The sequence below is a fragment of the Streptomyces sp. NPDC031210 genome (assembly GCF_055570395.1).
This window is the reverse complement of the sequence record NZ_JBVIHH010000016.1, coordinates 67,410-79,097: the sequence shown is the minus strand read 5'-3', so window position 1 is coordinate 79,097 and position 11,688 is coordinate 67,410. Positions and strand designations below refer to the sequence as shown.

Here is an 11,688-nt window from a genome sequence, read left to right as displayed (position 1 = left end):
TTGTACCCAGACCACCCACCCCCCGGGGAAACCCCCCCACCCACAAAACGGGTCCCTCCTTCGGTGCCGCGCAGGCCCCCCCCGAGGACGAAAAGGCGGAGGTCAGCGAGCGGGCGTCACAGTGCCACGCCGAGCAGCGCGTCGACGGTGCGGGACACCAGCCCCGGCGCGCTCTCCTCGCTGCCGCCCGCGGCCTGCTGGGCGGCGGCCCAGCGGTCCACCGCCGCGAGGGCGGCCGGCGAGTCCAAGTCGTCGGCCAGCGCGGTGCGGACCTCCTCCAGGAGGGCGTCGGCGGACGGTCCGTCGGGACGGGAGACGGCGGCCCGCCAGCGCGCCAGGCGCTCCTCGGCCTCCTCCAGCACCGAGTCGGTCCACTCCCAGTCCGCCCGGTAGTGGTGCGCGAGCAGCGCCAGGCGGATCGCCGCCGGGTCGGTGCCGTCGCGCCGCACCTTGGAGACGAAGACCAGATTGCCCTTGGACTTGGACATCTTCTCGCCGCCCAGGGCCACCATCCCGGCGTGGACGTACGCCTTGGCGAACGGGTGCTCACCGGTGAGCGCCTGGGCGTGCGAGGCGCCCATCTCGTGGTGCGGGAAGGCGAGGTCGGAGCCGCCACCCTGCACGTCGAAGCCCATCCCGAGGTGGTCCAGCGCGATGGCGACGCACTCGATGTGCCAACCGGGCCGGCCGGGGCCCAGCGAGGCGCCGTCCCAGCTCGGCTCGCCGTCGCGGGCGGCCATCCACAGCATCGGGTCGAGCGGGTTCTTCTTGCCCTCCCGCTCGGGGTCGCCGCCGCGCTCGGCGGACAACAGCCGCATCGCGTCGGCGTCGAGCCGGGAGACCTCGCCGAAGTGCGGGTCGGACTCGACGGAGAAGTAGATGTCGCCGTCCAGTTCGTAGGCCGCGCCGGCGTCGCGCAGCCGCTCCACCAGCGGGACGATGCCGGGTATCGACTCGACCGCGCCGACGTACTGGCGCGGCGGGAGCATCCGCAGGGCCGTCATGTCCTCGCGGAAGAGGGCGGTCTCGCGCTCGGCGAGCGCCGTCCAGTCGTCGCCGGTGGCGAGGGCCCGCTCCAGGAGCGGATCGTCGACGTCCGTGACGTTCTGCACGTAGTGAACCTGGTGCTTCGTGTCGAGCCACACGCGCTGAACCAGGTCGAACGCGTTGTAGGTCGCCGCGTGCCCCATGTGCGTGGCGTCGTACGGCGTGATGCCGCAGACGTAGATACGGGCGACGGGACCGGGGTCGAGGGTGATCCGTCCGCCGGTCGCGGTGTCGTGGATCCTCAGATCGCGGCCCTGGCCAGGCAGGGCGGGGACCTCAGAAGCGGGCCATGCATGCATGCCTTGAGCGTAACCGGACGCATGTTCCGCATACGAACCGGATCACGGTGTTGGCCGGATAGGCACTCTTGCGTTTGCCGCCGGAACATGCAGGTACACCCCCCGACCGGCCGTTCGCCCGCCACCGCCCCCGATCAGCGGCGGATCAGACCGGGGGCCAGGGAATCGCGGGCCACTGGCCGCTCGGCTCGGGGTGCCGGCCGGTCCGCAGCAGCGCGGCCACCCGCTCCCGCAGCGCCCCGATCTCGATATCCGTGAGCAATTCGGCCAGTCGGGCGGCGAGCGGCGCACCGCCCTCCAGCGCCTCCTGTAGGCCCCGCAGGACCGCCAGCGCCTCCTCGGTGAGCGGCTCCCCCGCCCAGCCCCACAGGAGCGTGCGCAGCTTGTCCTCGGCGTGGAACGTCACCCCGTGGTCGATGGCGTACAGCCGCCCGCCGGCCGAGGGCAGCAGATGCCCGCCCTTGCGGTCGGCGTTGTTGATCACCGCGTCGAGGACCGCGAGCCGCCGCAGCCACGGATGGTCGGCGTGCACCAGCAGCGCGGTGCGGCCCTCGCCGACCGCCGCGGAGCCGACCGCCTTCCAGCCGGGCCCCGGCTCGTCGCCCTCCACCAGCGCCAGCAGTTCCGGCACCTCGGCGCCGTCGTCCGGCGCCTCGACCCACTCCTGCACCATCCCGGTGCCGTATGGGCCGTCCCGCAGCACCGTGGCGGGCATCAGGTCCCAGCCGGTCGCCCGGGAGACCTCGTACGCGGCGACCTCGCGCTGGGCGAGCGTGCCGTCGGGGAAGTCCCACAGCGGGCGCTCGCCGGCGACCGGCTTGTAGACGCAGGCGGCGGTGCGGCCCTCGTGGGTGACGGTGCAGTAGAGGACGGCGTTGGACGCCTCGCGGATCTGGCCGCGTACGGTCAGCTCACCCTCGGCGAGCACCTTCCGAGGCAGCCCCGGGCCGGGCTCGGCGGCGGGCGGCGGGACCTGCGGGGTGGCGGGGCCGGACGGCGGCCCGGCGGCGCCGGCGGCGGACTCCATGGCGCTCAGGCGTCCCGCCGGTATCCGTTCTGGCGCGGGCATACGTGTCCCTCCGGGTCGAGCGGCAGGCTGCACAGCGGGCACGGCGGGCGCCCGGCGTTGACGACGTCCAGCGCCCGCTTGGCGAAGGCGCGGGCCATGGCGCCGGTGAGCCGCACGCGGAGCATGGGCGGGCCGTTCTCGTCGTCCTGGAGCAGCCGCTCCTCGGCGTCGACGAGGTCCTCCTCGCTGTCCGCGTCGAGCTCGACCAGGGCCTGCGCCTCCACGATCATCCGCTCGTCCTCGCCGTCCCAGGCGAGCGCCATGGTCCCGACGCGGAACTCCTCCTCGACGGGCATCTCCAGCGGTGCGGTGTCGACCACCTCGGCGGGCGAGACCGCGGGCACCGGGGCGTTGCCGCCGCTGCGCCGCACGACCTCGTCCAGCAGTTCGTCGATGCGCTCGGCCAGGGCCGCGACCTGCGTCTTCTCCAGGGCGACGCTGGTGGTGCGGCCGGCCGCGGTGGCCTGGAGGAAGAAGCTACGGCGGCCAGGCAGCCCGACCGTACCGGCCACGAAGCGGTCCGGCGCGTCGTAGAAGAACACCTGACGGGACAACGTCCTGCTCCGATTGCTCGACTGCGGGGTCACTGCGGTCGCTGCGGTCCCGCGGTCACGGCGTCGGATCACGGGGGCGTGGCGGGCAGCGCCGTCGCACCACCCTACTGCGCCGACTGATCACGACGCTCCCGCACCACCGCCGACCGCGGCGTCCCGTTCGCCGGCGGCCGGCCCGTCGTCCCGGGGCACCAGGCCGCCGAAGTCGCCGGTGTCACCGAGCCGTACGAGGTAGGGGCGCAGCCGGGTGTAGCGGATGGCGGTGACCGAGCAGGGCTCGACGGAGATCCGCTGGAAGAGGTCGAGGTGCATGCCGAGGGCGTCGGCGACCAGGGACTTGATGATGTCGCCGTGCGAGCACATCAGATAGGCCGCCTCGGCGCCGTGCGCGGCCTCGACGCGGTCGTTCCAGTCGCGTACCGCCTCGACCGCGCGGGCCTGCATGGCCCGCATCGATTCGCCGCCGGGGAAGGCGGCCGCGGAGGGGTGCCGCTGGACGACCTCCATCAGCGGCTCGTCGCCGAGCTCGGCGAGTTTGCGGCCCGACCACTGGCCGTAGTCGCATTCGCTGATCCGGTCCTCGTGGTGCAGCGGCAGGCCGGGACGGGCGTCGAGGAGAGGCCGCACGGTCTCCTGGCAGCGCAGGAGCGGGCTGGTGACGACGGCGGCCAGGGGCACCGCGGCCAGCCGAGCGGGCAGGGCCGCGGCCTGGGCGGCGCCCCGCTCGTCCAGGGCGACACCGGGGGTCCGCCCGGCGAGCACTCCGGCGGTGTTGGCGGTGGAGCGGCCGTGCCGCAGCAGGATCAGCGTGGGCATGGCCGCCAGCCTACGTTCCGCGAACGTGTTTCTGGCAGGTGGCCGGGTAACGGGTGAGAATGCCAGATGTGATCGTGGACTGCGCCATCTACCGGGACGGCCGCCGCAGCGAGGGGCCCGAGGACTTCGCCACCGCGCTCGACCAGGCGCGGGCCGAGGGCCATTCCTTTCTGTGGCTGGGGCTGCACGAGCCGACACAGGAGGAGTTCGACCGCGTCAGCGACCAGTTCGGGCTGCATCCGCTGGCGGTCGAGGACGCCCTCAAGGCCCATCAGCGGCCCAAGCTGGAGGTGTACGACGACTCGCTCTTCGTGGTCCTCAAGCCGGTCACCTACGACGACGAGGCCGATACGGTCACCGCCTCGGAGCTGATGCTGTTCGTCGGCGACTCGTTCGTGGTGACCGTGCGGCACGGCGAGGCCAGCCCGCTGCGCGCGGTGCGGCAGCGGCTGGAGCTCCAGCCGGAGATCATGCGGAACGGTCCGACGGCGGTGCTGTACGCCGTCAGCGACGCGGTGGTCGACCACTACATCGAGGTCGCCGGCGAACTCCAGTTGGATCTGGAGGAGTTGGAGGCGGAGGTGTTCGCCCCGTCGGGCGGCGACAGCAGGAACACCGCAGCGCAGATCTACGCGTTCAAGCGTGAGGTGCTCGAATTCCGGCGGGCCACCGGCCCGTTGGCGGAGCCGATGGCCCGGCTGCGCAACCCCGGCGTGCCGTTCGTGCACGAGCAGGCCCGGCCGTTCTTCCGTGACGTGGAGGACCACCTCACCCGCGCCAACGAGTCGGTGGAGGGCCTGGACCGGCTGCTCTCGGACATTCTCTCCGCCCACCTGGCGCAGATGGGCGTGCGGCAGAACGACGACATGCGCAAGATCTCGGCGTGGGCCGCGCTGGCCGCCGTGCCGACGCTGATCGCCGGTGTCTACGGCATGAACTTCGACGAGATGCCCGAGCTGAGATGGAGCCTGGGCTATCCGGCGATCCTGCTGTTGATGGCCGTCATCGAGCTGTCGCTCTACCGGCTGTTCAAGCGCCGGGGCTGGCTGTGAGGGCGGCGGTCGACCGGGCCGCGGAGTGCGCGGCGGTCAGGCGAACTCCGCCGCGGACGAGGCCGGGCCGCCCAGCGCGTCACGGTTCTCGGGCATCCGCAGGCTGACCATCCGCCGCCAGCCGCCCAGCCGCTCGTAGCCGTACATCGCCCCGATACCGGCCCGCAGCAGCGCCGACTTGGCCGCGGACCAGCCCAGGATGCGGCCCATGTGGCCCATGACCGCGAGGCTGACGTCCCGGTAGACGACCGTCTCGGCGCGCGCGCACTCGTGCAGGATCCGCTGGATGGTCCGGCCGTGTCCGGCGCGGGCCAGGCGCAGCAGTTCCTCATGGCAGTAGGCGAGGTGGTTGTCCTCGTCATGGGAGATCATCCGGATCGCCTTGCCCACCTCGGGATGGTCGCCGAAGTAGCTCCTCAACATGTCCATCTGGTCGGCGGCGCGCTGCTCGGTGACGCGGCTGTGCGCGAGGTAGGTGATGATGTCCAGCTCGGTCAGGGGCTCGTCGCGGCGTAGTTTGTCGTGCGCCAGGCCGATGCCGCGCCGCTCCAGCAGCATGGTGTAGTCGGTGTCCGGGGGGACCTCGGTGGCGGTCAGACCGCGTTTGCGCAGCAGGGCCTGGAAGATCCTGCCGTGCTTGTCCTCGTCGGCGCCGTGCCGGGCCACCTTGGGCGCGAGCGCGCGCAGGGACTCGGGCAGGAGGGCGGCGATCCGGCCGTTCTCCCATCCGCCCTGGTTCTCGCCGCTGGCCGCGATGGAACAGAACAGGCGGTAGGACTCGTCGTTGTCGACGATCTCCTGGAACAGGCTTCGAGCCGAGAGCATCTGCGCCACCTCCGAACGAACGCACCCGTAAAGGAAGAGTCAAGTGCGACGCGCGGTCGACGGCAACCGCACGTCGTTCGGCTTCGGCCGTTCGAATGAACACGCGGTGGGTGCCCGGGCGTAACCGGGGCGCCGGTCGGGGCGTTGTGCTGCGTGACGGCCGTGGCGGGGAAGACCCCCGAGCCCCCACCACGGCCGCGGCGCTGTCCATGGGCCCGGCACTCAGGTGCCGGGCTTCGTGCCGTCCAGGGGGACTACGCCAGTCCGGCGCGCTCCAGGGCCTCGGTGCCCGCCCGCAGGGAGGCGACGCGGTCCTCCAGTGTGAAGCCGGCCGGCGCCAGGGTCAGGGTGGTGACCCCGGCCGCCGCGTAGGCCTGCATCCGCTCGGCGATCCGCTCGACGGAACCGAGCAGCGTGGTCTGGTCGATCAGTTGCTCCGGGATGGCCGCGGCCGCGCCGTCCTTGTCGCCGGCCAGGTACTTGTCCTGGATCTCGGCGGCTTCCTTCTCGTAGCCCATGCGCCGGGCCAGTTGGTTGTAGAAGTTCTGCTTGCGGCTGCCCATGCCGCCGACGTACAGGGCGGTGTAGGGGCGGAACATGTCGGCCAGCGCGCTGACGTCGTCGCCGAGGGCGAGCGGCAGGGTCGGGCAGACGTCGAAGCCGTCCATGGTCAGGCCGGCCTTCTCGCGGCCCGCCCGCAGGGGCGTGATCGCGGTCTCCTGGAGGTGGTCGGCCGAGGGGAAGATCAGCAGGGCGCCGTCGGCGATCTCACCGGTCTGCTCCAGGTTCTTCGGGCCGATCGCCGCGATGTAGAGCGGGATGTGCTCGCGCTGGGGGTGCACGGTCAGCTTCAGCGGCTTGCCGGGGCCGCCGGGCAGCGGCAGCGTCCAGTGCTCGCCCTCGTACGAGAGCCGCTCGCGGGACATGGCCTTGCGGACGATGTCGACGTACTCGCGGGTGCGGGCCAGCGGCTTGTCGAACTTCACGCCGTACCAGCCCTCGGAGACCTGCGGCCCCGAGACTCCGAGGCCGAGGCGGAAGCGGCCGCCGGAGAGGGAGTCGAGGGTGGCGGCGGTCATCGCGGTCATCGCGGGGGTGCGCGCCGGGATCTGGAAGATCGCCGAGCCGATGTCGATGCGCTCGGTCTGGGCGGCCACCCAGGAGAGCACCGAGGGAGCGTCGGAACCGTAGGCCTCGGCGGCCCAGCAGACCGAATAGCCGAGGCGGTCGGCTTCCTGCGCCACCGCGAGATTGTCGGAGTCCATCCCGGCACCCCAGTAGCCGAGGTTGATGCCAAGCCTCATGCCGCTCCCCTTACTGATCAGTAACGTCACTGTTGCGGGGACTCTAGTCGCTACCGCCCGCCGCCGTCACCGACCGGTTGTCCACAGGTCCCCTGATCCGGGCTCGCGGCCAGTAATCTCAAGGCCCATGGAGCAAAGGCACCTCGGGCGTACGGGGCTTCGCGTGTCCCGCCTCGGGCTGGGCACCCTGAACTGGGCGCGCGACACGGACGAACAGGAAGCCGCCGATCAGCTCAAGACGTTCTGGGAGGCGGGCGGCACCCTCGTCGACACCGCCGACATCTATGCCGACGGCGGTGCCGAATACCTCCTGGGCCACCTCACCGAGGGGCTGGTCCCCCGCGACGATCTGGTGATCGCCACCAAGGCCGGCAGCGTGCTCGAGCCGGACCGGCGCACCGACGGCTCCCGGCGCCATCTCCTGGCCGCGCTGGACGCCTCGTTGGAGCGGCTGGGGACGGACTACGTCGACCTGTGGCAACTGCACGCCTTCGATCCGCACACCCCACTGGAGGAGACCCTCCACGCCCTCGATCTGGCCGTCGCGAGCGGCCGGGCGCGCTATGTGGGGCTGGCCAACTTCTCCGGCTGGCAGCTCGCCAAGGCCGCCACCTGGCAGCTCGCGGTCCCCGGCGTACGCAACCGGCTGGCGAGCACGCAGATGGAGTACTCGCTCCTCCAGCGCGGCATCGAGCGGGAGGTGCTGCCCGCGGCGGTGGACCTCGGCGTCGGCCTGCTCCCTTCCTCGCCGCTCGGGCGCGGCGTGCTCACCGGCAAGTACCGTCACGCCACCCCGGCCGACTCGCGCGGTGCCTCCGACCATCTCGCCGCTTTCGTCGCGCCCTACCTCGACGAGGCGGCGGGCCGGATCGTCGAGGCGGTCACCACCGCCGCCGACGGTCTCGCCGTCACCCCGCTCCAGGTCGCGCTGTCCTGGGTCCGCGACCGTCCAGGAGTCACCGCCCCGATCGTCGGCGCACGCACGGCCGCGCAGCTCAGAGCGGCATTGTCAGTGGAGACGCTTAGTCTTCCTGACGAGATCCGCCGGGCGCTGGACGATGTGTCCGCTCCGGTGCACCACTATCCCGATCACGACTGGAGCACGCTGTGAGCACCGACCGCCTCGCCGGCGAAACCACCCCCGAGCAGGAGGCCGCACCCGACACGTCGCGGGTCCCTTCGCCGGGGGATGACGCGCGGGCGCCGGGGGGAGCGGGCGAGGACGCGGGCGGCATGGCGGCGGACGGCAGCGGGGATGCGGCCGACGGGGGCTCGGCGGGCGGGGCGGCCGACGCAGACGGGGCTGAATCGCAGGGGCCAGGGGCGGCTTCGCCGGAATCGCGGGAAGCCGGGGCCGCTTCGCGGGACACCGGTGCCGGGGCAGCGGGCGGCGCGCAGGGGGGTGCCGCTCCCGGGTCGGCCGCGGCGACGGCGGCTGCGCTGGCCGCCGCCGTGCGGGCCGTGGAGAGCGGCGAGCGTTCGGCCGCCTCCTTCTTCACCGGGTCCCAGGGTGCCGCCAGGCCCGCCGCACCCGCCACGGGCCGGCCGGGTGGCGGACCGGTCGCCGGCGAACCGCTGAGCGGACCCCCGCGCCCGGCCGCCCCGCAGCCGACACGACCGCCAGCCCAGGGCGAGGCCACGGGACCGGCCGGCGCTCCGCCCGCCGGGGACGGCACCGCGCCCGGCCACGACGGCCCGCACGCCCCCGCCTCGCCGTCGCCCGCGCCGGCTCCGCGCCCGGCGCCCGCGACCGCCCCCGGCATCGACGGCGTACGGCAGGTCCTCGCGGCCGGTGGGGCGCCCGAATCGCTGGCCGAGAAGACCGCCGAGGCGCTCGGCGAACGTGCCGCGCAGGCGCTGCACGACGATCCCTGGCTGCTGCTCGGCGTGCCCGGTGTACGCCCCGAGCAGGCCGACGGCTTCGCCCGGGCGCTGCTCGGTGCGGCCTGCGGGCCGGACGACGAGCGGCGGGCCCAGGCACTGGTCCTGTGGCTGCTGGAACAGGCCGCCGTCGCGGGCCACTCCTCCCTGGAAGCGCCCGCCCTGCGCGCCGCCCTCGCCCAGCGAGCCGTGCCCGACCCCGACCAGGCGCTCCAGGCGGCCATCGCCGACGGTGCGGTGCTGGTGTTCCAGGACGCGATCGACACCCCTGGCCGGCCCCGGCCCGCCGCGGGTGACGACGAGGAGGAGCAGCCGGTCCGGGTGCTGCTCGGCCTGGACCGCCTGGCGATGGCCGAGGAGAGCGTCGCCGACGGCCTCGCGCGCCTGCTCAACACCTTCGAGCCGGCCCCGGATTCAGCGGCCGAGCCGACGGAGGACGAGGAACAAGAAGAGGAAGAGGAACAGGAAGGCGACACGACGGCCCCGGGTGCCCCCGAGGGCACCGCCACCGGCACGGCCACGGCCACGGCCACGCCAAGCGAAACGGGCGGTTCCCCCGCCACTCCTGGCGCCCCCACTCCGGGCGCCTCCACTCCCGGCACCTCCGCTCCCGGTGAGACGGCCCCCGCCGACGGTGACGGGGCCCCCAGCCGCCCCCAGCCGTCCGCCGCCGCCTGGGAGGCCGCCGCGACCGGCGCGCCGTCGCCCTCGGCCGGGGAGCTGATCCGCGCCGCCGCCCACAGCGGTCTGGTGGCGCACACGGGCGCCGAAGCCGCCCGTGCCGAGCCCGCCGCGCTGATCGCGGCGGCCCGCGCCCTGGGGCTGCGGGCCTTCGGCGCGACCCATACCGAGAACGGCCGCCGCCGCCTGGAGGCGGACCTCGCCGGCCTCGCGGCGGGCGGCCCGGCCACGGACCCGGGCGCCGCCGCGGTGACGGTCGCCGGTCTCCTCTCCGGCCGGCAGGGACCCGGCCGGGACGCGGACGGAGCCCTGGCCCTCGACCTCCTGGTGGTGCTGGACGCCCCGCAGTTGGATCTGGAGACCGCCGCGCTGCTCGTCGAGTCGCTGACCGACGGCACCCGGCTGGTGTTCAGCGGTGACCCCGGTGTGCTGTGGTCCGCCGGCCCCGGCCGCCTGTTCGCCGACCTCCTGGCGTCCCGTTTCTGTCCCCAGATCGCCTCCCGCACCCCGGACTTCGGCCCGATCGGCGAGCTGGTCTCGGGCATCGGCGTCGGCGAGCTGAGCGCCGTCGAGGCGCCCGGCAAGGAGGTGGTGACCGTTCCGGTGCGCGACGCCGGGGAGGCGGTACACCGCACCGTCCAGTTGGTCGCCGACTCCGTGCCCCGGGCGCTGGGCGTGCCCGCCGACCAGACCCAGGTCCTCACGGTCGGCCACGGCGGCGCCGCAGGCACCCGCGCCCTCAACGCCGCCCTGAAGGAGCGCCTCAACCCCGGCCCCGGCCGGTTCGGCGGCTTCGACCCCGGTGACCGGATCGCCTACGCGCCCGCCCCCGGCCGGGTCCTGCCCGGGACGGTCACCGGCGCGGACGCGGACGGACTGCGCCTGGAATGCGAGGGCGCGTCCTTCGTCGTGCCCCGCGAACAGGTCGGCGCCGTACGCCACGGCTGGGCGCTCACCGCCCACCAGGCCGCCGGGATGCGCTGGCCCGCCGTGGTGGCGGTCCTGCCCGGTGACGCGGCCGGCGGCCTGACCCGCGCCTGGGTCTACACCGCCTTCAGCCGCGGCGAGCGGCACCTGTCGGTGGTCCAGGGCGTCGGCGAGGCGCTGCCGCGCGCGGTGGCCGAGGTGCCGGTCAAGGAGCGGACCACCCGGCTGCGCACCCTGCTCCAGACGCAGAGCGGCCAGGCCGAGGCCGACGTGACCGGCTGAACTCCGCCCGGGTCTCCCGCCCGCCCTGCAGCCCGGACACACCGCTGCCCCGCCCCGTCAGGACGTGACCGACGGGCGGGGCAGCGGCGCGTACGGGCCGGATCACGGGCGGACAGGAGCCCGCGATCAGCGGCACGTACCAGGCGGGGACGGACCGCGGTCCGCGACGCGATGAGCACGCACGGGCTACACGGGGCGGCCGGAGGGGCGGGCCCGCACGAGCGTCCGCGCCCCTCACCGCTCCGGTCACCGCGCCGCCTCACCGCTCCGTTTCGATGACCTCCAGCAGATCGTCGTCCTCGTCCAGCTCCTCGTCGAAGACCGAGCTGACGTCGAACCGGCACACCACCCGTTGGGGATCGGCCTGGTCGAACGGCGCGGACAGCCACTCCCCCGGCTCCGGCGGGTCGTCGGCGGCCGCCACCCACAGCGTGGAGTCGCCCTCCTCCAGGCCGAACTCCTTGTGCCGGGAGGCGATCTCGTCCGGTTCGAACTCCCCGAACAGCACCCCGAGCGCGGCGTGGACACTGCTGCCGACCACGGACGCGGCGCCGCCGCCCTCGGCACCCTTGGCCGTGACGTCGTCCGCGGCGTCGGGGTCGAGATCGGCGATGCGCTGGGCCTGGTGCAGCAGCCGCTGCGGCTCGACGACGGTGTAGTCGCGCCGGATCAGCACGCTCAGCGCACTGGGTTCCTCGGGCCCGGCGTAGGCCGGCAGCACATCGCTTCCGGGGATCTCGAAGGGGGTGACCTCGTCGTAGGCGTCGTACAACAACTCGTCGTAGGCCTCAGCAGCCGCGGCGAGCTCGTCGAACGCGGCATAGACAGCCGGATCGTCCTCGCCCGAGCGGCGTTCGACCGCGTCGAGGTGACGGTCCAGCGCGGCTTTGACCGCCTCGGCGGCGGCACGTACCTCGGCAGCGGAGGGCTGCGCAGCATCAGACATAGTGC

The 11,688-nt window shown here is 73.8% G+C and carries 10 protein-coding genes; 3 read left to right on the top strand and 7 right to left on the bottom strand.

What is annotated here, in order from left to right; all coding sequences use genetic code 11:
• Positions 1–116: 116 nt before the first annotated feature.
• From mshC to ACZ45Z_RS26515, 4 genes are all read right to left on the bottom strand, one after another.
• On the bottom strand, positions 117–1,346 hold the full coding sequence (mshC, locus tag ACZ45Z_RS26530) for a cysteine--1-D-myo-inosityl 2-amino-2-deoxy-alpha-D-glucopyranoside ligase (RefSeq protein ID WP_468367220.1): 1,230 nt from the start codon (positions 1,344–1,346) through the stop codon (positions 117–119).
• Between the two features lie 145 nt (positions 1,347–1,491).
• Positions 1,492–2,415 (bottom strand): SCO1664 family protein, encoded by a 924-nt coding sequence (locus tag ACZ45Z_RS26525; protein WP_468367218.1) that lies wholly within the window; start codon positions 2,413–2,415, stop codon positions 1,492–1,494.
• Positions 2,379–2,969 carry a DUF3090 domain-containing protein gene (locus ACZ45Z_RS26520; RefSeq protein ID WP_468367215.1) on the bottom strand — a complete coding sequence of 197 codons (591 nt, stop codon included), beginning with the start codon at positions 2,967–2,969 and terminating at the stop codon, positions 2,379–2,381. The genes ACZ45Z_RS26525 and ACZ45Z_RS26520 overlap by 37 nt, the downstream gene beginning before the upstream one ends.
• Positions 2,970–3,089: 120 nt before the next feature.
• The gene (locus ACZ45Z_RS26515) at positions 3,090–3,785 is read right to left on the bottom strand and encodes a histidine phosphatase family protein (protein WP_468367212.1); all 696 of its coding nucleotides are present in this window, start codon (positions 3,783–3,785) and stop codon (positions 3,090–3,092) included.
• A gap of 59 nt (positions 3,786–3,844) precedes the next feature.
• Between ACZ45Z_RS26515 and corA the strand changes: the two genes are divergently transcribed.
• The gene (gene corA / locus ACZ45Z_RS26510) at positions 3,845–4,837 is read left to right on the top strand and encodes a magnesium/cobalt transporter CorA (protein WP_468367210.1); all 993 of its coding nucleotides are present in this window, start codon (positions 3,845–3,847) and stop codon (positions 4,835–4,837) included.
• Between the two features lie 36 nt (positions 4,838–4,873).
• Here the strand turns inward: corA and ACZ45Z_RS26505 are convergent, their stop codons facing one another.
• Together ACZ45Z_RS26505 and ACZ45Z_RS26500 are read right to left on the bottom strand one after the other, a co-directional pair.
• Positions 4,874–5,662: a ferritin-like domain-containing protein gene (locus tag ACZ45Z_RS26505; protein ID WP_468367207.1), complete on the bottom strand. Its 789-nt coding sequence runs from the start codon at positions 5,660–5,662 to the stop codon at positions 4,874–4,876.
• 254 nt (positions 5,663–5,916) lie between these two features.
• Positions 5,917–6,966, bottom strand: coding sequence for an LLM class F420-dependent oxidoreductase (locus tag ACZ45Z_RS26500; RefSeq protein WP_468367205.1), 1,050 nt, complete (start codon positions 6,964–6,966; stop codon positions 5,917–5,919).
• Between the two features lie 127 nt (positions 6,967–7,093).
• On the opposite strand from ACZ45Z_RS26500, the gene ACZ45Z_RS26495 reads away from it, so the two are divergent.
• Together ACZ45Z_RS26495 and ACZ45Z_RS26490 are read left to right on the top strand one after the other, a co-directional pair.
• A complete protein-coding gene (locus ACZ45Z_RS26495; RefSeq protein WP_468367202.1) occupies positions 7,094–8,077 on the top strand; it encodes an aldo/keto reductase in 984 nt (327 codons plus the stop codon).
• The gene (locus ACZ45Z_RS26490; protein WP_468367199.1) at positions 8,074–10,737 is read left to right on the top strand and encodes a helix-hairpin-helix domain-containing protein; all 2,664 of its coding nucleotides are present in this window, start codon (positions 8,074–8,076) and stop codon (positions 10,735–10,737) included. The genes ACZ45Z_RS26495 and ACZ45Z_RS26490 overlap by 4 nt, the downstream gene beginning before the upstream one ends.
• A 259-nt stretch (positions 10,738–10,996) precedes the next feature.
• Here ACZ45Z_RS26490 and ACZ45Z_RS26485 read toward each other — a convergent pair whose 3' ends face one another.
• Positions 10,997–11,683, bottom strand: a complete 687-nt coding sequence (locus tag ACZ45Z_RS26485; RefSeq protein ID WP_468367197.1) for a hypothetical protein — start codon at positions 11,681–11,683, stop codon at positions 10,997–10,999.
• Between the last annotated feature and the right edge of the window lie 5 nt (positions 11,684–11,688).